This is a genomic window from Pseudomonas sp. BF-B-30 (genome assembly GCF_019956305.1).
In the GTDB taxonomy this organism is placed as follows: Bacteria; Pseudomonadota; Gammaproteobacteria; order Pseudomonadales; family Pseudomonadaceae; genus Aquipseudomonas; species Aquipseudomonas jessenii.
This window is the reverse complement of record NZ_JAHBDG010000020.1, coordinates 16054-38003: the sequence shown is the minus strand read 5'-3', so window position 1 is coordinate 38003 and position 21950 is coordinate 16054. Positions and strand designations below refer to the sequence as shown.

21 protein-coding genes and 4 tRNA genes are annotated in these 21950 nt (G+C 59.2%); 5 read left to right on the top strand and 20 right to left on the bottom strand.

Annotated elements, in window-relative coordinates:
• Positions 1-103 precede the first annotated feature (103 nt).
• The 9 genes from KGB29_RS12490 to KGB29_RS12450 form a co-directional block, all read right to left on the bottom strand.
• Positions 104-376 (bottom strand): HU family DNA-binding protein, encoded by a 273-nt coding sequence (locus KGB29_RS12490; RefSeq protein WP_002552737.1) that lies wholly within the window; start codon positions 374-376, stop codon positions 104-106.
• 149 nt (positions 377-525) lie between these two features.
• Positions 526-2922 carry an endopeptidase La gene (gene lon, locus KGB29_RS12485; protein ID WP_056722330.1) on the bottom strand — a complete coding sequence of 799 codons (2397 nt, stop codon included), beginning with the start codon at positions 2920-2922 and terminating at the stop codon, positions 526-528.
• A gap of 250 nt (positions 2923-3172) precedes the next feature.
• Positions 3173-4456: an ATP-dependent Clp protease ATP-binding subunit ClpX gene (gene clpX / locus KGB29_RS12480; RefSeq protein WP_008048848.1), complete on the bottom strand. Its 1284-nt coding sequence runs from the start codon at positions 4454-4456 to the stop codon at positions 3173-3175.
• Between the two features lie 112 nt (positions 4457-4568).
• Complete coding sequence (gene clpP, locus KGB29_RS12475; RefSeq protein WP_090456702.1) at positions 4569-5204, bottom strand: ATP-dependent Clp endopeptidase proteolytic subunit ClpP; 636 nt, start codon at positions 5202-5204, stop codon at positions 4569-4571.
• Positions 5205-5297: 93 nt separating this feature from the next.
• Entirely contained in the window at positions 5298-6608 is a 1311-nt protein-coding gene (gene tig / locus KGB29_RS12470) for a trigger factor (RefSeq protein WP_057714092.1), read from the bottom strand.
• 385 nt (positions 6609-6993) lie between these two features.
• A tRNA-His gene (locus KGB29_RS12465) sits at positions 6994-7069 on the bottom strand.
• A 77-nt stretch (positions 7070-7146) separates the two neighbouring features.
• Positions 7147-7231, bottom strand: a tRNA-Leu gene (locus KGB29_RS12460).
• Between the two features lie 56 nt (positions 7232-7287).
• Positions 7288-7363: transfer RNA gene (locus KGB29_RS12455), tRNA-His, on the bottom strand.
• Between the two features lie 32 nt (positions 7364-7395).
• Positions 7396-7472: transfer RNA gene (locus KGB29_RS12450), tRNA-Arg, on the bottom strand.
• Positions 7473-7746: 274 nt separating this feature from the next.
• Here KGB29_RS12450 and folD point away from each other — a divergent pair.
• Positions 7747-8601: a bifunctional methylenetetrahydrofolate dehydrogenase/methenyltetrahydrofolate cyclohydrolase FolD gene (folD, locus tag KGB29_RS12445; RefSeq protein ID WP_046043051.1), complete on the top strand. Its 855-nt coding sequence runs from the start codon at positions 7747-7749 to the stop codon at positions 8599-8601.
• Between the two features lie 235 nt (positions 8602-8836).
• Positions 8837-9775, top strand: a complete 939-nt coding sequence (pbpG, locus tag KGB29_RS12440) for a D-alanyl-D-alanine endopeptidase (protein WP_150812572.1) — start codon at positions 8837-8839, stop codon at positions 9773-9775.
• A 58-nt stretch (positions 9776-9833) separates the two neighbouring features.
• On the opposite strand, the gene KGB29_RS12435 is transcribed toward pbpG, so the two are convergent.
• From KGB29_RS12435 to KGB29_RS12425, 3 genes are all read right to left on the bottom strand, one after another.
• Positions 9834-10049, bottom strand: coding sequence for a hypothetical protein (locus KGB29_RS12435; protein WP_007977127.1), 216 nt, complete (start codon positions 10047-10049; stop codon positions 9834-9836).
• A gap of 17 nt (positions 10050-10066) precedes the next feature.
• Positions 10067-10273, bottom strand: coding sequence for a DUF6021 family protein (locus KGB29_RS12430; RefSeq protein WP_057714089.1), 207 nt, complete (start codon positions 10271-10273; stop codon positions 10067-10069).
• Between the two features lie 93 nt (positions 10274-10366).
• A complete protein-coding gene (locus tag KGB29_RS12425; RefSeq protein WP_150812571.1) occupies positions 10367-11095 on the bottom strand; it encodes a peptidase C39 family protein in 729 nt (242 codons plus the stop codon).
• A gap of 179 nt (positions 11096-11274) precedes the next feature.
• On the opposite strand from KGB29_RS12425, the gene KGB29_RS12420 reads away from it, so the two are divergent.
• Positions 11275-11442, top strand: a complete 168-nt coding sequence (locus KGB29_RS12420; RefSeq protein ID WP_167362872.1) for a hypothetical protein — start codon at positions 11275-11277, stop codon at positions 11440-11442.
• A 78-nt stretch (positions 11443-11520) separates the two neighbouring features.
• Here KGB29_RS12420 and KGB29_RS12415 read toward each other — a convergent pair whose 3' ends face one another.
• Together KGB29_RS12415 and KGB29_RS12410 are read right to left on the bottom strand one after the other, a co-directional pair.
• Complete coding sequence (locus tag KGB29_RS12415; RefSeq protein WP_150812570.1) at positions 11521-12270, bottom strand: TerC family protein; 750 nt, start codon at positions 12268-12270, stop codon at positions 11521-11523.
• Between the two features lie 29 nt (positions 12271-12299).
• Entirely contained in the window at positions 12300-12542 is a 243-nt protein-coding gene (locus KGB29_RS12410; protein WP_150812569.1) for a hypothetical protein, read from the bottom strand.
• Between the two features lie 135 nt (positions 12543-12677).
• Here KGB29_RS12410 and nhaR point away from each other — a divergent pair, with 135 nt between their 5' ends.
• Positions 12678-13577 carry a transcriptional activator NhaR gene (gene nhaR, locus KGB29_RS12405; RefSeq protein WP_150812568.1) on the top strand — a complete coding sequence of 300 codons (900 nt, stop codon included), beginning with the start codon at positions 12678-12680 and terminating at the stop codon, positions 13575-13577.
• Between the two features lie 5 nt (positions 13578-13582).
• Here nhaR and KGB29_RS12400 read toward each other — a convergent pair whose 3' ends face one another.
• A complete protein-coding gene (locus KGB29_RS12400; protein WP_090456711.1) occupies positions 13583-14737 on the bottom strand; it encodes an MFS transporter in 1155 nt (384 codons plus the stop codon).
• Positions 14738-15189: 452 nt separating this feature from the next.
• Between KGB29_RS12400 and sstT the strand changes: the two genes are divergently transcribed.
• Complete coding sequence (gene sstT / locus KGB29_RS12395) at positions 15190-16422, top strand: serine/threonine transporter SstT (RefSeq protein WP_150812566.1); 1233 nt, start codon at positions 15190-15192, stop codon at positions 16420-16422.
• 189 nt (positions 16423-16611) lie between these two features.
• On the opposite strand, the gene KGB29_RS12390 is transcribed toward sstT, so the two are convergent.
• The 5 genes from KGB29_RS12390 to KGB29_RS12370 form a co-directional block, all read right to left on the bottom strand.
• Positions 16612-17121, bottom strand: a complete 510-nt coding sequence (locus tag KGB29_RS12390; protein ID WP_057714082.1) for a DUF1993 family protein — start codon at positions 17119-17121, stop codon at positions 16612-16614.
• A 204-nt stretch (positions 17122-17325) separates the two neighbouring features.
• The gene (locus KGB29_RS12385; protein WP_150812565.1) at positions 17326-18201 is read right to left on the bottom strand and encodes an SDR family oxidoreductase; all 876 of its coding nucleotides are present in this window, start codon (positions 18199-18201) and stop codon (positions 17326-17328) included.
• 162 nt (positions 18202-18363) lie between these two features.
• Positions 18364-19512 (bottom strand): acetyl-CoA C-acetyltransferase, encoded by a 1149-nt coding sequence (locus KGB29_RS12380; RefSeq protein ID WP_057714080.1) that lies wholly within the window; start codon positions 19510-19512, stop codon positions 18364-18366.
• A gap of 202 nt (positions 19513-19714) precedes the next feature.
• Positions 19715-20770: an acyl-CoA dehydrogenase family protein gene (locus KGB29_RS12375; protein ID WP_150812563.1), complete on the bottom strand. Its 1056-nt coding sequence runs from the start codon at positions 20768-20770 to the stop codon at positions 19715-19717.
• A gap of 10 nt (positions 20771-20780) precedes the next feature.
• Positions 20781-21947, bottom strand: coding sequence for an acyl-CoA dehydrogenase family protein (locus KGB29_RS12370; protein WP_150812624.1), 1167 nt, complete (start codon positions 21945-21947; stop codon positions 20781-20783).
• Between the last annotated feature and the right edge of the window lie 3 nt (positions 21948-21950).

The following is a 21950-nucleotide window of genomic DNA, read 5'->3' as shown; positions in this document are numbered from 1 at the left end:
GCGACCCTCGGTGTCTTGAACCGGCGACCTGCAGTCAGGACTGCCGCTCCGCTGCCAAGTCAGGCATGACCCCGACCCGGATGGGTAAAAACCTGAATCGAACTTAGTTGACAGCTTCTTTCAGTGCTTTACCGGCTTTGAAACCTGGTTTTTTGGCTGCTGCGATTTCCAGCGTCTTACCGGTCTGTGGGTTACGACCAATGCGAGCCGGACGATCAGTTACGGAGAAGGTACCGAAACCAACCAGAACAACAGAGTCGCCAGCCTTGAGAGCGCCAGTGACGGATTCGATTACAGCGTCCAGCGCACGGCCAGCAGCAGCTTTCGGGATATCAGCGGATGCAGCGATAGCATCAATCAGTTCCGACTTGTTCACTCTAAGTCCCCTTATATCTATTTGAGTATGATTCTAAGTTTTTTTGGTGAAAGCAAAAACGAGTGCTGAATGGCCTACAGACACTTAAGAGCCGCTTTATAACAAGGGCTCTAAAAAGCTGTCAAGAAAGCCCCCCAGGCAAATACGTACTAATGCGTGCTAATTCTTTCCTTAGAATCTGCGTCGCGTTTCTCATCCTTCGCGACTATCTCCGGAGCCACGTCCGGCAAGGGCTCCGGCGCGTATTGCAACGCAATTTGCAGGACCTCGTCAATCCATTTAACCGGTTTAATCTGTAGATCCTGCTTGATATTGTCCGGAATCTCTTTGAGATCGCGCACATTCTCTTCAGGAATGATCACGGTCTTGATTCCGCCACGGTGGGCAGCCAGCAGTTTTTCTTTCAAGCCGCCAATGGCCAAGACCTGGCCACGCAACGTGATCTCGCCGGTCATGGCGACATCCGCGCGTACCGGAATGCCGGTCAATGCCGATACCAGGGCCGTGCACATGCCTACACCGGCGCTAGGGCCATCCTTTGGAGTCGCCCCTTCCGGCATATGGATGTGTGTGTCGCGCTTCTCATGGAAGTCCAGAGGGATCCCCAGGCTCTTCGCCCTGCTGCGGACAACGGTCAAGGCCGCGGTGATCGATTCGACCATCACGTCACCCAGGGAACCGGTCTTGATCAACTGGCCCTTGCCCGGTACGACGGCCGCTTCGATGGTCAGCAGTTCGCCGCCCACCTGGGTCCACGCCAACCCGGTCACCTGGCCAATCTGATCCTGCTGCTCGGCCAGGCCGTAGCGGAATTTACGCACGCCCAGGAAGTGCTCCAGCATGTCTGCGGTGACTTTCACCGAGAAGCGTTTCTCCAGCGCATGTTCCTTGACGGCCTTGCGGCAGACCTTGGCAATCTGGCGCTCCAGCCCACGCACACCGGCTTCACGGGTGTAGTAGCGGATGATGTCGCGGATCGCTTCTGCGTCAAACTCCAGCTCGCCTTTCTTCAGGCCGTTGGCCGTAATCTGCTTAGGCGAAAGGTATTTGACGGCGATGTTGATCTTCTCGTCTTCGGTGTAGCCCGGCAGACGGATCACTTCCATCCGGTCCAGCAACGCCGGCGGGATGTTCATCGAGTTCGAAGTGCACAGGAACATCACATCGGACAGGTCGTAATCGACTTCCAGATAGTGATCGTTGAAGTTGTGGTTCTGCTCGGGATCGAGCACCTCCAGCAACGCCGATGCCGGATCGCCACGCATGTCGCTGCCCATCTTGTCGATTTCATCGAGCAGGAACAGCGGGTTGCGGACACCCACTTTTGTCATCTTTTGAATCAATCTTCCTGGCATCGAACCGATGTAAGTACGGCGATGGCCACGAATTTCCGCCTCGTCACGCACGCCACCGAGGGCCATGCGCACAAATTTGCGGTTGGTGGCGTGAGCAATCGACTCCGCCAGGGACGTTTTACCCACCCCGGGAGGACCGACCAGGCACAGCACCGGACCACGAATTTTCTTCACGCGTTTTTGCACGGCGAGGTATTCGAGGATGCGTTCCTTGACCTCTTCGAGGCCATAGTGGTCGGCATCCAGAATGTCTTCTGCACGCGCCAGGTCCAGGCGCACCTTGCTCTGGGCCTTCCACGGCACTTGAACCAGCCAGTCGATGTACGAACGCACCACGGTCGCTTCAGCGGACATCGGCGACATCTGCTTGAGCTTGTTCAGCTCGGCCGTCGCCTTGGCCAGCGCGTCTTTCGGCAGGCCGGCGGCATCGATACGCTTTTTCAGCTCTTCGACTTCGTTGTGGCCTTCATCACTGTCGCCGAGCTCTTTCTGAATGGCCTTCATCTGCTCATTCAGGTAGTACTCGCGCTGACTGCGCTCCATTTGTTTCTTGACGCGGCCGCGAATGCGTTTTTCGACCTGCAGCAGATCGATCTCGGCATCCAGCAACGCCAGAACGTGCTCGACCCGGGCCGACAAATCGATGATTTCGAGGATTTCCTGCTTCTGTTCGATCTTCAGCGCCATGTGCGCGGCCATGGTGTCCACCAGGCGGCCTGGCTCATCGATGCTGTTGAGCGACGACAGGACTTCAGCCGGGACTTTCTTGCCCAACTGCACATATTGCTCGAACTGGGACAGCAAGCTGCGAACGAACACTTCCGACTCGCGCTCTGGTGCTTCAACTTCGTCGATCAGGGAGACTTCGGCACGGCAGTGACCGTCCACTTCGCTGAAGCGCTCGACAGCGCCCCGCTGCTCGCCTTCGACCAGAACCTTGACCGTTCCGTCAGGGAGCTTGAGCAGCTGCAGAACGGTGGCAATCGTACCAACGCGATACAGGGCATCTTCACCGGGATCGTCGTCAGCCGGGTTTCTCTGGGCCAGCAGAAGGATCTGCTTGTCACCCGTCATCGCAGCCTCGAGGGCTTCGATGGATTTCTCGCGCCCCACGAACAGCGGGATAACCATGTGCGGATAAACCACGACATCACGCAATGGCAGGAGAGGCAATTCGATGGTTGTCTTCATGATTTCGCCTCTACGGCGGCCATAAGGCCGTAAACAGATGGAAGTAAGCTTGAAACCAAGATGGGGGCTGCCCAGGAAAAAAACAAGCGGATAAAAGAACCACTTGAAAGATTGCAGCATACGGATGCTGCTGTGACGGGCCGGATACGCCTTCAAAGACCGCCTTCGCTGGCAAGCCGGCTCCTGCAGGCCAGACCCCGAAATAGCAAAGGGGCCCGAAGGCCCCTTCTTTATTCAAGCTGCGTGACGCTTATGCGTCTGGCGCAGCCTTGGCGGTCGGCTCACTGTTTTCATAGATATACAGTGGCTTGGACTTGCCTTCTATCACGCTTTCATCGATCACTACTTTGCTCACCTCCGATTGCGAGGGGATTTCATACATAGTGTCGAGCAATACACCTTCGAGAATCGAACGCAGGCCACGGGCACCGGTTTTACGCTCCAGGGCACGCTTGGCGACCGATTTCAGAGCGTCGGTCCGGAATTCCAGATCCACGCCTTCCATCTCGAACAGCTTGGCATACTGCTTGGTCAGAGCATTTTTCGGCTCGGTGAGGATCTGCATCAATGCAGCCTCGTCGAGCTCGTCCAGCGTGGCAAGTACCGGCAGACGACCGACGAATTCCGGGATCAGACCGAACTTGACCAGATCGTCAGGCTCGACTTCACGCAGGGACTCACCGACTTTCTTGCCTTCTTCCTTGCTGCGCACTTCTGCGTTGAAACCGATGCCACCCTTGGTGGAACGGTTTTGAATGACCTTCTCAAGACCAGAGAACGCGCCACCGCAGATGAACAGGATGTTACGGGTGTCGACCTGCAGGAATTCCTGCTGCGGATGCTTGCGACCACCTTGAGGCGGAACGGAAGCGACCGTGCCTTCGATCAACTTGAGCAGGGCCTGCTGCACGCCTTCACCGGAAACGTCCCGGGTGATCGACGGGTTGTCAGACTTGCGCGAAATCTTGTCGATTTCATCGATGTAGACAATGCCCATCTGGGCCTTTTCCACGTCGTAATCGCATTTCTGCAGCAGCTTCTGAATGATGTTCTCGACATCTTCACCCACGTAACCCGCCTCGGTGAGGGTGGTTGCGTCGGCGATGGTGAACGGAACGTTCAGCAAGCGGGCCAGTGTTTCGGCAAGCAGGGTCTTACCCGAGCCTGTCGGGCCGATCAGCAGGATGTTGCTCTTGCCGAGTTCGACGTCGTCATTCTTTTTGTCACGCTGATTCAGGCGCTTGTAGTGGTTGTAAACCGCTACGGCCAGAACCTTTTTCGCACGCTCCTGACCAATCACATACTGATCAAGGATGCCGCTGATTTCTTTAGGCGAAGGCAATTTATGCGCGCTGCTTTCGGCCTGTGCTTCCTGCACCTCCTCGCGGATGATGTCGTTGCACAGGTCGACGCACTCGTCGCAGATAAAGACCGAGGGGCCGGCAATCAATTTGCGTACTTCATGCTGGCTTTTGCCACAGAAGGAGCAATAGAGCAGCTTGCCGTTGTCCTCGCCGTTGCGGGTGTCAGTCATTCGTTCGATCCAAATCCGATAGGCTTGCAACACAAGATGAAGGCTATTGCGGGCTTTTTCAAGCCCGCCGGTGATCGGACCCGCCGACCAACCTTATTTTGAGCTGCTTATTTTAAGCGGGGCGCTGGGTGATCACTTCATCGATCAAGCCGTACTCACGCGCGGCGTCTGCACTCATGAAGTTGTCGCGATTGGTATCGCGCTCGATTTCTTCGAGAGTGCGCCCGCTGTGCTTGGCCATCAGCGTGTTGAGACGCTCACGAATGAAGAGGATTTCCTTGGCATGGATTTCGATATCCGACGCCTGGCCCTGGAAACCGCCCAGTGGCTGGTGAATCATCACACGCGAGTTTGGCAGGCAATAACGCTTGCCAGGTGCACCGGCCGTCAGCAGGAACGCGCCCATGCTGCACGCCTGACCGATACAGGTGGTCGACACGTTGGGTTTGATGAACTGCATGGTGTCGTAGATCGACATGCCCGCCGTCACCGAACCGCCCGGGGAGTTGATATAGAGATGGATGTCCTTGTCCGGGTTTTCCGCTTCAAGGAACAGCAGTTGCGCACAGATCAGGTTGGCCATGTAGTCCTCTACGGGGCCCACCAGAAAGATCACCCGCTCCTTGAGGAGACGCGAGTAGATGTCGTAGGCGCGCTCGCCACGAGCGGACTGCTCGACAACCATCGGGACCAGGCCGCCAGCGGCCTGGATATCAGAGTTCTGCTGAATATACGAATTACGGAACATGCTCTGCAGTCACTCCCAAATAGTTATGTCTTGAATACGCATAAGCCAGCTCGAAGGCTGGCTTATGGTGTTTGCTTCTTACCGCAAAAGTGATCAGTCGGCTTGTGGTGCTTCTACCGGCTTGACTGCTTCTTCGTAAGAGACCGATTTGTCGGTCACGCTAGCTTTCTGCAGAACAGTATCCACAACTTGCTCTTCCAGCACAACCGAGCGAACTTCGTTCAGTTGCTGGTCGTTCTTGTAGTACCAGGACACAACTTGCTCAGGCTCCTGGTAGGCCGAAGCCATTTCCTGAATCATCTCGCGAACGCGGGTTTCGTCAGGCTTGAGGTCGAATTGCTTGACCACTTCAGCCACGATCAGACCCAGTACTACGCGGCGCTTGGCTTGCTCTTCGAACAGCTCGGCCGGCAATTGGTCAGGCTTGATGTTGCCGCCGAACTGCTGAACAGCCTGCACGCGCAGACGGTCAACTTCGTTGGACAGCAGAGCCTTTGGCACTTCGATCGGGTTGGTGGCCAGCAGACCGTCCATTACCTGATTCTTGACCTTGGATTTGATCGCCTGACGCAGTTCACGCTCCATGTTCTTGCGAACTTCGGCGCGGAAGCCTTCCAGACCGGTTTCCTTGATGCCGAATTGAGCGAAGAATTCTTCGGTCAGCTCTGGCAGCTTTGGCTCGGAAACGGTGTTGACGGTCACGGTGAACTCGGCGGTTTTGCCAGCCAGGTCCAGGTTCTGATAGTCCTCTGGGAAAGTCAGGTTCAGAACGCGTTCTTCACCGGCTTTGGCGCCAACCAGGCCATCTTCGAAACCAGGGATCATGCGGCCGGAACCCAGAACCAGCTGGGTACCCTTGGCGGAACCGCCAGCGAACACTTCACCGTCGACCTTGCCGACGAAATCGATGTTCAGCTGGTCTTCGTTTTGAGCAGCGCGATCGGCCACTTCGAAACGGGTGTTCTGCTTGCGCAGGATGTCCAGCATCTTGTCCAGATCGGCATCAGACACGTCAGCGCTCAGGCGCTCTACGGTGATACCTTCGAAACCGGCAACGGTGAACTCAGGGAACACTTCGAATACGGCTACGTATTCCAGGTCCTTGCCCGCTTCCAGGGATTTTGGCTCGATCGAAGGCTGACCAGCCGGGTTCAGCTTCTGCTCAACCACAGCTTCGTAGAAGGAAGACTGGATCACGTCGCCTACAGCTTCCTGGCGAGCGTCAGCACCGAAACGGCGCTTGATTTCGCTCATTGGCACTTTGCCTGGACGGAAGCCAGCAATCTTGGCCTTTTGGGCGGTCTGCTGCAGACGCTTGTTGACCTGGCTCTCGATGCGCTCAGCCGGCACGGTGACGCTCATGCGGCGCTCAAGAGCAGTAGTATTTTCAACAGAAACTTGCATGGATATTCCTCGTTGCACAGACGTTAGCCGGCCGTTTCCGACCCCAGAATCAAGGGCATGCATTCTAGTGGGTCAAACTCAAGAAGTCACCCTACTGAAAACGGGTAAAAACGCAGCAGGCAATTTATAGGTGCGAATGCACGAATGCACCTCGCCCCGATGGCAAATACAACCAATCACGCCAGGGCTCTGCGCCAACCTTTCCCTATATAGAGAAGGTCGCCAATCATCTCCCTGACAGCCGATCTCGCAAGCAAGGCCGGCGGGCAGGACAGCATCATCGAGAAACATAAATACGACGAAACGCCCGCCCCTGCGACCCGGAACCTGCGGCCGCCGAAACAAAAAAGGCGCCAGACTTTTCAATCTGGCGCCTTTCGAAATATGGGGTGGACGATGGGGATCGAACCCACGACAACGGGAGTCACAATCCCGTGCTCTACCAACTGAGCTACGCCCACCATATTGCCTGTTAAAGAAGCCAAACAACTTCTTTATCAAGCTCCAGCCAGGCCAAGTGCCTGAATGAAGCTTTATTTGGTGCGGATGAAGAGACTCGAACTCTTACGCCTCGCGGCGCTGGAACCTAAATCCAGTGTGTCTACCAATTCCACCACATCCGCGGATGAAGCCTTTAAAGCAAAGGCGCCAGACTGTTAATCTGGCGCCTTTCGAAATATGGGGTGGACGATGGGGATCGAACCCACGACAACGGGAGTCACAATCCCGTGCTCTACCAACTGAGCTACGCCCACCATATCGCGCTACTTGTGCCAAAGCTGCCTAATGGCGCACCCGGCAGGACTCGAACCTGCGACCATCCGCTTAGAAGGCGGATGCTCTATCCAGCTGAGCTACGGGCGCCTTGTTAGCTGTAACCTTGGAGGACTACAAACTAAGTGCTTTCCAGTCTTGCAGAATCGTAATCCTGCTCAACCTTCCTAACCAGTGCTAGGCTGTGCCCGACAAGTGCGACGAATAGTATAGAGCCCCCCGAAGGTCGTCAAATCCTTTTTAAAAAAAATTCATTTAATTAAAGGAGTTAGGGGAATTTGCAGACCAAGCGCCTTTGCCCTCACCGCATGACATGCGAGAATGCGTTCTCTTTTTTTCCCCTCTCGATGGTTAATCACGCGCAATGACTGCACAACTTATCGACGGCAAATCGATCGCCGCCAGCCTGCGCCAGCAGATCGCCCAACGTGTCACCGAGCGTCGCCAGCAAGGCCTGCGCACGCCCGGCCTTGCGGTGATCCTGGTCGGCAGCGATCCTGCCTCTCAGGTTTATGTCTCGCACAAGCGTAAAGACTGTGAAGAGGTCGGCTTTCTATCCCAAGCCTATGACCTGCCTTCCGAAACCACTCAGGAAGCGCTGACCGAGCTGATCGATCGCCTGAACGACGACCCTGCAATCGACGGCGTTCTGCTTCAACTTCCGCTTCCCGAACACCTGGACGCCTCCAGGCTGCTGGAGCGCATTCGTCCGGATAAAGACGTCGACGGTTTCCATCCTTATAACGTCGGTCGCCTGGCCCAGCGCATTCCACTGCTGCGCCCATGCACCCCCAAAGGCATCATGACCCTGCTGGAAAGCACCGGTGTCGACCTTTACGGGATGGATGCCGTGGTCGTCGGCGCGTCCAATATCGTTGGCCGCCCGATGGCGATGGAATTGCTGCTGGCCGGCTGCACCGTGACGGTCACCCACCGCTTTACCAAGGACCTGGCCGGCCATGTCGGCCGTGCGGATCTGGTCGTCGTCGCCGCCGGCAAGCCGGGCCTGGTCAAGGGCGAATGGATCAAGGAAGGCGCGATCGTGATCGATGTCGGCATCAACCGCCAGGACGACGGCAAGCTGGTCGGTGACGTGATCTACGAAACCGCCCTGCCCCGCGCCGGCTGGATCACCCCGGTACCGGGCGGCGTAGGCCCGATGACCCGTGCCTGCCTGCTGGAAAACACCCTGTACGCCGCCGAAACCCTGCACAGCTGAGTTTCAACGCGCACGCTGTCAGCGTGACAAGGAACCCCGCCCTGGCGGGGTTTTTTTTGCCTGCGAGAAACACCGACCGCCCGCCGGAAAATGACTTTTTTTTCATGTTTCTCAGGACTTTCACCTGTTACTTGAACAACCATCGACAGTTATTCAGCCATACTCCAGAATGACGCGCTTTTCAGGAAACAGTCCGTTACAGAACGGCTTATCAACACTTTATGAGTCTGCCAGCGTGAATATCCGTCTTTCCATCCTGAGCCTATTTTTTGCAGTTGCAGGGACTTTCATCACGCCCTTCGCCAGCGCTGGCGAAACCACCGCAGCACCACGAGATACGAAGACACTCAAGCTCGCTTCCGGCAGCTCCTTGCTGCTGGACATGCAGACCAACAAAGTCATCTACGCCAGCAATCCTGACGTGGTAGTGCCGATCGCTTCCGTCAGCAAGTTGATGACTGGCCTGGTCGTGGTCGAGTCTCGGCAGAACATGGACGAATACATCAACATCAACATCAGCGACACACCGGAAATGAAAGGTGTGTACTCCCGGGTCAAGCTCAAGAGCGAACTGCCGCGCCGGGAAATGCTGCTGATTGCCCTGATGTCATCTGAAAACCGAGCCGCCGCAAGCCTGGCCCACCACTATCCGGGTGGCTATGCCGCGTTCATTGCTGCAATGAACGCCAAGGCCCGGGCCTTGGGCATGACCAATACCCATTTCGTCGAGCCGACCGGTCTCTCGCCGCGCAACGTTTCGACCGCTCGCGATTTAAGCAAACTGTTGATCGCCGCGCACAAGTACCCGCTGCTGACCGAGCTGAGTACAACCAAGGAAAAGACCGTTTCGTTTCGCAAACCGAACTACAGCCTGGGTTTCCGCAACACCGACCATTTGGTCCGCAAGCCGGATTGGGACATCCAGCTGACAAAAACCGGCTTCACCAACGAGGCCGGCCACTGCCTGGTGCTGGTGACCCGGATGGCTAACCGCCCGGTGGCCTTGGTGATCCTTGATGCCTACGGCAAGTACACCCACTTTGCCGATGCCACGCGCATGCGTAATTGGGTAGAGAGCGGAAAGAGCGCGGACGTGCCTTCCGTAGCCTTGCAGTACAAGGCAGACAAGAACCTCAAGCAGCGGCAGAGCGGCGTGGTAGAAGCGTCGAAGTAACCTTGCTGCAAACGCATGAAAAAGCCCCGGACATCCGGGGCTTTTTTTCGTCGCAAAGTCAGTCGTTAGGCAGCGGCATCTGGTCGTCATCCGGGATGCCGTCGCCGGTACTTGGATCTCTCCAACCCTTCGGCTTTTCAGTGGGCACCACCGTTGGCCGTGCCAGGGGATCCCTCAACGGGCTGTCGGGATCCATCACCGGATCGGTGCTTTGCTCGGGGGTTGTGGGGACAGTTTCCGGACGTTTGTCGTCGAAACTGGAATCGGTAGACATACACACCTCCATTGGACCTAAGGCTTCAGATCACCCAGTGGATCGTAGGGCTTGGCCGGAGCCTTGGGGTTGTCACCCGGTTTCACGTCCCTCGGTGCCTTGGCGGGCCCGATCGGGTCGACCTGAGGATCGGCAAGGTCCGGGGAGTCGGGATCGAAACCCAGCTCATTGCCAGACGAATGCTCGGATGAGTGTGGACCGACCGGCGTAGTTGAATGAGCCATGGGCGCCTCCTGTATCAAGGCCCGGAAAGATCCGGGCCTTTGCAGGTTAGAGGCTGGCATCGGGCGCTGGTGCCCGGAGGGTGACGAACGGACTTAGTGTGCGGCCAAGGCTTTTTTAGCTTTTGCTGCCGCCGGCTCCTGGCCCGCCTGAGCCAGATCATTGGCTGCCTTGAGCCAGCGTTGCTGATCGACCTGGGCGGGAATCTGCGTCGGACTCTGGATCAACACTGCCCAACCGCCGGCATCCTTGAACGCCGATTCAAAAGAACCGAAGCTCATCAACGTCCGCTGACTCATGCCTGCGCGCAGCAGCACGGTCTGCTTCTGACGGTTGTACCCGGTGAGAATCGCATAACGCGGTTCGGCCCACATCGCCGAGCCTTCGGTGAAGCGCACCATCACCGGATAACCGGCCGCGACCTGGGTCAACAAGGCTGGCAAGGTCGCGTCAAGGGGATAGACCACCATCCCGTACTCACGCGCGAGGTTCACCATGTTCTGTTGCAGCTGGGCTTCGGCGCCCGGCAAATGCAGCGGTTTGTCGAGCAAGCCCGGCGTAATCACGATGTTCTGCTGGGACAGCATGCTGGCCAGCACCTGCGGTCCGCTTTGATTGGCCACGCCCTTGTAGAAGCGGCCACTGAGTTCGACCCGCTCCGGCAGACGCTTGATCTCAGGTGCAACACTCCCGGCGCAACCCGCCAGCGCCACCACACATCCCGCCATCAGCGCCGCCGACAGCATTCGAGAAAATACCCGCACCATCATCACTCTCTTGTTCAGGCGCCAGGCAACAATATTCCCGGCAAGGCCGTTGATCATAGGACGCCGCGCGACAGCGGTATAGCCTTAACCGGCAGTTGTTTGCATTCGATAGAGCGAACTGGTTGGTGACTGCCGACTTTCGGTCAATAGCCTGAAATACAGCAACGGCTAGACTGTTCCTTGAAGAGACGACAGCGAAGCGTGAGTGCCCATTGAAGGGCAAAGAGGAGGCACCGATGAGCCTGACCATGATCATTGTAATGTTGGTTTGCGGCTGGCTGGCGGTAGCCGCCGCCATGCTGTGGGGCGTGCTGCGCATTACTCGCCGCCACCATCACCCTGTCCAGCCGGCGCCTGCGCAAGAAGCGGACAAGGCACCGAGCCAGCACGCCAACGCTCACTGACACCACCTTTATCCGAGACCAACAAAAACGGCCGCCTGCACTCCTTCGAGTTCAGGCGGCCGTTTCCGTTAGCGTGGGTCAGGCCTCAGTGGCTGCACGCTTCTGCCTGGAGCGACGGGACATCATGTTCAACACCTCGATCGCAGCCGAGAATGCCATGGCCGCATAGACGTAGCCTTTCGGTACATGGGCGCCAAAGCCTTCGGCAATCAGCGTCATGCCGATCATGATCAGGAAGCCCAGGGCCAGCATCACCACTGTCGGGTTGTCGTTGATGAACTTGGCCAGCGGATCAGCCGCCAGCAACATCACCAGTACCGACACCACCACCGCGATGACCATGATCGGCAAATGCTCGGTCATGCCGACAGCGGTAATGATGCTGTCGATGGAGAACACCATATCCAGCATCAGGATCTGACCGATCGCGGCCGCGAAGCCCAGGGTCACGGTCGAGGTCGCCGACTTCGGATCTTCCGGTGCCGGGTCCATGCTGTGATGGATCTCGGTGGTCGCCTTCCACAACAGGAACAGGCCACCGGCAATCAGGATCATGTCTTTCCAGGAAAACGCGTGGCCGAGGATCTCGATCACCGGATTGGTCAACTGGACGATGAACGCGATGGTGCTCAGCAAGCCCAGACGCAGGATCAACGCCATGCCGATACCGATGCGCCGTGCCCGCTGTCGATTGTGCAAGGGCAGCTTGTTGGTCAGGATCGAGATGAAGATCAGGTTATCGATGCCGAGCACGATCTCCATCACGATCAGGGTGGCAAGGGCGACCCAGGCGGTGGGGCTGGCGGCAAGTTGTAAAAGGTAGTCCATGGGTCAGTCCTGACTCGTTGTAATACGGTTTAGATTTCCTGGGAGGAAGATTCGGTTTTTTCCGAGTCTTTTTCCGATGATTCTTTTTTGCTGATCAATCCGCTGGTGGCGTCATTGAGTGCTTGCTCGGCGGCCTTGTGGGTATCGTCAATCGCCTGTTTGGCGCTTTCGGCAGCCTTGCCCATCAATTGTTGCGCGCTTTTCTCGGCCTGGTCGCAACCGGCCAGTACCAGTAAAGACGTGATCAGCAATGCCGTGGCTTTAAGCTTCATGATGCTTTCCTCGATAGAACGAACGGGACCTAAACGATGGCCCGTTGATAGCGATGCATTCTAGGGAAGTGAATACTTCAGGAAAATTCGTATTTTCAGCGGCTATACTTCGGTTTTTACGAACTGTAGATCGCCATGCTCAACTATCGGCAATTGCATTACTTCTGGGTGGTGGCCAAGACCGGCAGCATCGTGCGCGCCTGTGAGCAGCTCAATCTCACGCCGCAAACCATCAGTGGGCAGATTTCATTACTGGAACAGACCTTTGGCATCGAATTGTTTCGGCGTGTCGGACGGCAACTCGAACTCACTGAGGCCGGCCGGCAGGCACTGCCCTACGCCGAACAAATGTTCCAGCTGAGTGGCGAACTGGAACTGATGCTGCGGGCACAACCCAATGAGCAGCAGATCCTGTTTCGCGTCGGCGTGGCCGACGTGGTGCCCAAGTCCATCGTCTATCGCCTGATTGCACCGACCATGGAGCTGAGCGAACCGCTGCGCATCACGTGCCGCGAAGACAAGCTTGAACGTTTGTTGGCCGACCTGGCGATCCAGCGCCTGGACCTGGTGATATCCGACAGCCCCATGCCATCGCACCTGGACATCAAGGGCTACAGCCAGAAACTCGGTGAGTGCGGGATCAGCTTCTTCGCCACCCCAGAGCTGGCGGCCCGTTACGGTCACGACTTTCCGCGCAACCTGCACGGTGCGCCGCTACTGATTCCCGGGCCGGAAACCGTGGTGCGCAGCCGTTTGCAACGGTGGTTTGCCGAGCAACAGATCCAGCCGCAAATTGTCGGCGAGTTCGACGACAGCGCCCTGATGCAGGCCTTCGGCCAATCCGGCAGCGGGATCTTCATCGGCCCGAGCGTGATTGCCGATGAGGTGCGACGCCAATATGGCGTGCAAGTGATCGGCCAGACCGACGCGGTGAGCGAGTCGTTCTATGCCATCTCAGTGGAACGCAAGGTCAAGCACCCCGGCATTGTCGCCATTACCGAAGGTGCCCGACGCGAGCTGTTTACCGAGTTTTAGGACACTCAGGCGCAGACTTCCCGGGGCTTGAAGGTCATCAGCGCAATGGCCAGCAGGATCGAGGCGAGAATGAACGCCGCAGCAGCGAAGCCAAGGCCTTGCAGGCCGACGCTGTCGATTACCCGGCCACCGATCATCGCGCCCAGACCGATACCGAGGTTGGCCCCGGCGATGTTCAGCGACGCAGCGAAGGCCGGCGCTTCGGGCGCCGCTTTCATCAGGCGCACATGGCTGACCAGGAACAACGCCGCCTGGGTCACGCCCCAGATGCCCATCGCCGCCGCCAGACCGAGGGGAGAATGAATGTTCGGCACCAGCGCCACCAGGCCGGCAATCATGAACGCACAGAACATCATCGACGCCATCAGCGGATGACGATCCACCGCACGGCCACCCAGGGAGTTACCGATCAGCCCGACCGCACCAAAGCCCATCAGGCACCAGCCGACCACGGTGCCGTTGAAGCCGGCCAGTCGCTCAAGGATGTCCGCCAGATAGGTGTACGCGGTGAACATGCCGCTGAACACAATCACAGACAGCAGCACGTGACCGAGCATCAGCGGGCTGCGCAGGATCTTGAACTGCGAGCGAAAGCTCACCTGATGCTGGTGCAGGTTGGTCCTGGGCAGATAGATAAACAGCAGCAACGCCTTGGCAAAGGCGATGACCGCCAGAATCGCGAAAGCACTGCGCCAGCCGAACGCATCGGAAATCAGCGTGCCCACGGGAATACCGAACACCGTGGCGCAAACGATGCCGAAGCCGATCTTGGCGATGGCGCGACCGGCGTAATCCGGCCCGACGATGTCCACCGCCGTTTCGCTGGCCAAGGCCCAGAACACTGGCAACCCCAGCGCCGGGATCAAGCGGGCAAACGCCATCACCCAGATGTTCGGCGCCAGCGCCGCGACCGTGTTGGCCAGGCCAAACATGATCAGCACCGAGATGAACAACTTGCGACGCTCGAAGCGGGCGAAATACGCCGTCAGGAACGGCCCGAACGCGGCCACGGTGAAGGCGAACAGGGTCACCAGCAAACCGGCCTGCGGGATGCTGACCTCCAGGTCCCTGGCGATAGCCGGCAACAGGCCAACAATGATGAATTCCGTGGTCAGCACCGTGAAGCCGGCGGCGGACAACAGAAGAATGGGCAGCAGCATGCAAAACTCCAGAAAACGAAAACACCAGCGATAGCCCGAAGGCCCACTGGCAGACATGAAAATGAGGATGGCGAATCTTAACAGAGTGTTTTCGGATGCGGTTGCACGAACCTGCAATTCGCGTTGAAGACCAGGGTGGCAGTTCGTCACAGGTCTGAAAGATCGTTCCTGCGCTGTGATAAAGTCCGCGCCCTGAAAAACGTACACCCTGTGATCAATGCCGATCATTTAAGGGGCAAAACCTGTGGGAGCGAGCTTGCTCGCGATGGCGGGCCGTCAGACAACGCAAGTGTCGACTGTGCCAGCGTCATCGCGAGCAAGCTCGCTCCCACAAGGAATGCGGTGTTCTACACCCTGTATTCCCCTCCCGGTTTCCGGTCTGCGGCCTGCCCTGCTTGTTGCTGCAACTGCGACGAAACCATGCACTTATAAAAATTCAGAGATGCCGTTTTATGACAGCTTCATCCCCTTCTCTATTGCAACGCCTTAAACGCCTGAGCCTGGTCACACAGATCGTGATCGGCCTGATCGCCGGTATTGCCCTGGCGCTGTTTGCCCCCGACATGGCGAAGTCCACGGCGTTCATCGGCAAAGTGTTTGTCTCGGCACTGAAAGCCGTCGCGCCGATTCTGGTGTTCGTGCTGGTCATGGCGTCGATTGCCAACCACAAGCACGGCCAGGAAACCCACATCCGTCCGATTCTGTTCCTGTACCTGCTGGGCACTTTCGCCGCGGCCGTGGTCGCGGTGGTTGCCAGCATGACGTTCCCGTCGAGCCTGGTGCTGTCGACCCAGGACGTCGCGGTCACAGCGCCTGGCGGGATTGGCGAAGTGTTGCAAAGCCTGTTGCTGAGCGTGGTCGATAATCCGGTCAGCGCCCTGATGAATGCCAATTTCATCGGCATCCTGGCGTGGGCCATCGGTATGGGTATTGCCATCCGCCACGCCGGCGACACCACCCGTGAAGTGCTGGGCGACCTGTCCAACGGCGTGACGGTGATCGTGCGCCTGGTGATCAGCTTCGCCCCGCTGGGCATCTTCGGCCTAGTGGCCTCGACCCTGGCCACTTCCGGCTTCGGTGCCTTGATCGGCTACGCGCACCTGCTGGCCGTGCTGCTGGGCTGCATGCTGTTCGTGGCGCTGGTGATGAACCCGCTCATCGTGTTCTGGAAACTGCGCCGCAACCCGTACCCGCTGGTGCTGACCTGCCTGCGCGAGAGCGGCATCACGGCATTCTTCACCCGCAGCTCGGCGGCGAACATTCCGGTCAACCTGGAGTTGAGCAAGCGTCTGGGCCTGCACGAAGACACCTACTCGGTATCGATCCCGCTGGGTGCGACCATCAACATGGCGGGTGCTGCGATCACCATCACCGTACTGACCCTGGCGGCCGTGCACACCCTCGGCATCACCGTGGACGTTCCGACGGCGATCCTGCTGAGCGTCGTCGCGGCAATCTGCGCCTGCGGTGCTTCCGGTGTAGCCGGTGGTTCGCTGTTGCTGATTCCACTGGCGTGCAGCCTGTTCGGCATTCCGAGCGAAATCGCCATGCAGGTGGTGGCGGTCGGTTTCATCATCGGCGTGTTGCAGGACTCGGCGGAAACCGCGCTCAACTCGTCCACCGATGTGCTGTTCACCGCGGCGGCTTGCCTGGGCGAAGAGCAAAAAGCCGAGCGTTTGGCGTAACGCCGCCACCCCATGTGGGAGCGGGCTTGCTCGCGAAGGGGCCGTCAGCTTCAACATTAGCGTTGGCTGACACACCGCTTTCGCGAGCAAGCCCGCTCCCACAGGATTTGTGGTGTAGCTGAAGACTGGGTACCCATGAAAAAGCCCCCGCAGCCAAAGGCTCCGGGGGCTTTTTTGTACCCGGACGGTTTAGAACGCGCCCATGTAGTCGCGCTTGCCCACTTCCACGCCGTTATGGCGCAGCAGTGCGTAAGTGGTGGTGATGTGGAAGAAGAACTGCGGCAGGCCGTAGGTCAGCAGGTAGGACTGGCCGCTGAAGCGCTTCTCTTTAGGCGTGCCCGGACGGGTCACGATCTCGATGCCTTCCTTGCCGTTGATCTGCTCCGGCTTGATCGAGCCGATGAAGGCCAGTGCCTTGGCAATCAACGCTTGCAGTTCGGCGAAGGTGGTTTCGCTGTCGTCGTACTTCGGCAGCTCGACTTCAGCCAGACGACCGGTAACACCCTTGCTGAAATCAACGGCGATCTGCACCTGACGCACCAGAGGGAACATGTCCGGGAACAGGCGCGCTTGCAGGAACGCGTTAGGGTCGATGTTTTTTTCGGTGGCGTGAGCTTCGGCCTTTTTCAGTACATCGCTCAGGGCGTTGAGCATTTGCTGGAAAACAGGCACGGAAGCGTCGTACAGGGAAATGGTCATGGCAGGTCTCGTATGGTGACTGGAGGGATCGCAGGTAACCTGTGGGAGCGAGCTTGCTCGCGATGGACGTGAACGATAACGCGTTCTGTCTGAATAAACGCGTAGCGCTGGAGTCCATCGCGAGCGAGCTCGCTCCTACAGGTGATCAGCGTTGGAACGTGGGCCGATTATAGCCATGCACACGCCTCCCGAGACCGGTCTTTTTCAGCTGCCGTAAACTTTGGCCGCAGGAACCGCCTGCGTCATCAGTTGAGCGACGGCATCGCCCATCTCGCCGACCGCCCAGCGGCCCTGGCGATCCAGTTGCGGACCACGGCGCCAGCCGTCGGCGATCGACAACTTGCCGCCCTCGACTTCGAACATCTGCCCGGTCACCTCGGCGGAAGCCTCGGAGCCGAGCCACACCACCAGCGGCGCGACGTTTTCCGGGGCGAAGTAGTCAAAGCCCTCTTCAGGCTTTTTCATGGTGTCGGCGAACACTTGCTCGGTCATCCCGGTGCGCGCGGCCGGCGCCAGGGCGTTGGCGGTGATCCCGTAGCGGCGCAGCTCAGCCGCCTGCACCAGCGTCAGCGAAGCAATACCGCCCTTGGCTGCCGCGTAGTTGGACTGACCGATGGAGCCCTGCAAACCGGCGCCGGAGCTGGTGTTGATGATCCGCGCATCGACCCTGGCGCCGCCCTTGGCCTGCTCACGCCAGTACTTCACGGCGTGGCTGGAAATGCAGAAGTGACCCTTCAGGTGCACCGCTACCACGGCGTCCCAGTCGGCTTCGCTGAGGCTGGCGAACATGCGATCGCGGCAGATGCCGGCGTTGTTGACCACCACGTTCAGGTCGCCGAACGTTTCGATGGCCTGGCGCACGATCAAGCCCGCCGAGTCATAGCGGGTAATGTCGTCGCTGTTGGCCACGGCGCTGCCGCCCTGGCCGAGGATTTCGCCGACCACGGCCAACGCCGCGTCACGATTGATGTCGTTGACCACCACTTTTGCGCCTTCGGCGGCGAAGGCCAACGCGTAGGCACGGCCCAGACCACCGCCTGCACCGGTGATGATCACGACGCGGTTTTCACAGATCTTCATGTTGCTCATCCTTCAAATTCATCACGGGTCGACACAATTCCCTGTAGGAGCGAGCCCGCTCGCGATGGTCGTTAACGAATACGCGGGGTATCTGAATGCCCGCGTCGTTCTTGAGTCCATCGCGAGCAGGCTCGCTCCTACAGGATCGGTGTACATCCTGGTTTACAAGCGTTCGATGATCGTCACGTTGGCCTGACCGCCGCCTTCGCACATGGTCTGCATGCCGAAGCGTCCGCCGCTGCGCTCCAGTTCATGCAGCAAGGTGCACATCAAGCGGGTGCCGGTGGCGCCCAATGGATGTCCGAGGGCAATCGCGCCGCCATTGACGTTGGTCTGTTCGTGGGGGTAGCCGGTCTCTTTCAACCAGGCCATGGCCACCGAGGCGAAGGCTTCGTTGATCTCCACACGGTCAATGTCTTCGAGCTTCATGCCGGCGCGCTTGAGTGCGTAAGCGGTGGCCGGGATCGGCGCGGTGAGCATCCAGATCGGGTCTTCGGCGCGCACGCTCAGGTGATGGATGCGTGCCCGTGGCGTCAGGCCGTAACGCTTGAGCGCCGCCTCCGAGACGATCAGCATCGCGCTGGCCGCGTCGCAGGTCTGGCTCGACACCGCGGCGGTGACCCGGTCACAGCCAAACAGGAATTCCAGCTCGGCCATTTTTTCCAGGCTGGTCTGGCGCGGGGTTTCGTCATGCAGCACACCGGCCAGCGGCACGATCTCGCGGTTGAAGCGGCCTTGCTCGATGGCCTGCAAGGCACGTCGATGGGACTCAAGCGAATAGGCTTCAAGTTGTGCCCGGGACAGGTCCCACTTTTCGGCGATCATCTGCGCCGAACGGAACTGCGTCGGTGGTTGCGCGCCATAGCGCCGCACCCAGCCTTCGGAACCGCTGAACGGATCAGTGAAACCCAAGGGCTCGGCGGCGATCATCGCCGAGGAAATCGGGATCTGGGTCATGGTCTGCACGCCACCGGCGATGACCACGTCCTGAGTCCCGCTCATCACCGCCTGGGCGGCGAAGTGCACCGCTTGCTGGGACGAGCCGCACTGGCGATCGATGGTGGTGCCCGGCACCGATTGCGACAGGCCGGCCGCCAGCCAACTGGTGCGGGCGATGTCACCGGCCAGCGGGCCGATGGTGTCGACACAGCCGAAGATCACGTCGTCGTAATCCTCGTCGGGAATGGCATTGCGCTCGACCAGCGCGCGCAATACGTGGGCGCCCAGGTCGGCGGCGTGGATCTGGCTCAGACCACCCTTGCGCCGCCCGGTGGGCGTACGCAGGGCGTCGACTATGTAGGCTTCAGGCATGGTTTACCTCGGAATCAGTTGAAGTCAGGCACATTCGCCAATACCCGTCAGTAGGAGCGCCGCACTACCTGTGGGAGCGGGCTTGCTCGCGAAGGCGGCATGGCAGGCAACATCAATTTTGAATGTGCCGGCCTCTTCGCGAGCAAGCCCGCTCCCACAGGTTTCACGGCACCTTACTGACCGGTATCAGCCACAGTTGCCGTCAGAAAGTACTGCCAGCACCCAGCGCGGTTTCGCCGCCAAACAAAGCCGCACGAATCCGCCCCTTGTGCAGACCGCGATCGCCCCAAACCTTGTCCAGCGCCCAGGCGCGCTTCATGAACAGATGCAAGTCGACTTCCCAGGTGTACCCCATGGCGCCGTGGGCCTGGATGGTGTTCTTCGCCGCAAGCATGGCCGCTTCCGCCGTTGCCAGTTTGGCGTGGGAGACGAATACGTCCTGATCTGCCTGCTGCTCTGCGACCGCATAGGCGGCGCGATACAGTGGGCCTTTAGCGAACTCGATCTGTACCGCGACGTTAGCCATCAGATGCTTGACCGCCTGGAACGACCCCACCGGTTTGCCGAACTGTTTGCGCTCGAAGGTGTAGTCCACCGCCAGGTCGACCATGCGCTTGGCCAGCCCGAGCAATTGCGCGGCACTGGCGAGGGCGCCACGGTTGAAGGCAGCGGCCCACAAACGCCGGCCTTGCTTGCCACTGGCGACGCAGGTAGCGGGCGTTGGCGTCCACTCGACCTGGTACAACTGGCGGCTCGGGTCGACCGACTCGTTGCGGGTCAGGCGCACGGCATCACGCTCCAGCGCATGCACTTCATCGCCATGGGCCAGCAACAGCAGATCGGCGACATGGGCATCGCTGACCAGCGGGTTGCCCGGCTCGGAAACCGCGAGACGTGCACGGCCCTCGGCCACTCGCGACAGCCATTTTTGTTTGAGCGGGGCGTGTTGCTCATCCAGGGCGGCGAGCAACGGCACGCCGACCAGCATGGTGTCCACCAGCGGCTCAGGCAGACCGGCGTAACCGCATTCCTGGGCAATCAGCACGAAGTCCAGCTCATTCATGCCCATGCCGTCCTGTGCCTCGGGCACGGTCAGGGCGGTCAGGCCCAGTTCCACCAATTGCGCCCAGAGTTGCTCACTGCGCCCGCTGTCGCTCTGCCACAGTTCGCGAATGCGTTCCGGGGTGACTTCGTTGATCAGAAAGCTGCGGACGTTGTCCTGAAACAGCAGTTGGTCGCGGCTGAAACTAAAGTCCATGTTCTATTCCTCAGGCACGCGGCATGCCGAGCATGCGTTCGGCAATGATGTTGCGCTGGATCTCGTTGGTGCCGGCGTAGATCGGCCCGGCCTGGGCAAACAGGAAACCTTCCAGCCAATGGCCGACGTCACCGGCGGCAGGGGCATGCGGCAGCAGTTCGCCACGCAAACCGAGAATGCTCATGGCGGTGTCGTGCATGCGCTGGTCGAGTTCGGACCAGAAGATCTTGTTGGTCGACGATTCCGGCCCGATCTTGCCGCCCTGCACCAGCTGCGAGGCGGTCATGTAGGTGCCCAGGGTGTAGGCCTCGGCATCGAGCCAGGCGCGCATCACGGCCTCGCCGATGGCTGGGTCGCGGTCGGCCTGCTCGCGGTTGGCCAGGTACAACTGCACCAGGCGCTTGGCGGTTTCCTGGAAACGCGCCGGTGAGCGCAGCAACAAACCGCGCTCGAAACCTGCGGTGGACATCGCCACGTGCCAGCCCATGCCTTCGCCTCCGAGGGCGTTCTCCACCGGCACCTTGACGTCGTCGAAGAAAATTTCGGCAAAACCCGGCAAACCGTTGAGCTGCGGAATCGGCCGCACGGTTATCCCCGGCGTGTTCAGCGGCAGCAGGATGAACGTCAGGCCGTGATGGCGCTGAGACTGCGGGTCGGTGCGGAAAATACCGAACGCCCAGTCAGCCCACACCGCACGGGTCGACCAGGTTTTCTGGCCGTTGATCACGTAGTGGTCGCCCACCCGCTCAGCCTTGGTGCGGATCGCCGCCATGTCGGAACCGGCGCCCGGCTCGGACCAGGCCTGGGCCCAGATGTCTTCGCCGGTGGCCATGCGCGGCAGGAATCGCGCTTTCTGCTCTTCGCTGCCGTACTCCATCAGGGTCGGGCCGAGCAGGAAGATGCCGTTCTGGTTGACCCGTGCCGGCGCCCCGGAACGGTAGTATTCCTCTTCGAAAATCAGCCACTCGATCAGGTCGCAACCACGGCCGCCGAGTTCGGTCGGCCAGGTGACCATGCCCCAACGGCCTTCATTGAGCTTGGCTTCCCAAGCGCGGTGCTCGGCAAAACCTTGCTCGGTGTCGAACGATTGCAGCGGTTCACTCGGTACATTGGCCGCCAGCCAGGTCCGCGCATCAAAGCGAAAGGCCTGCTGGGCCGGGGTATAGGTCAGGTCCATGGA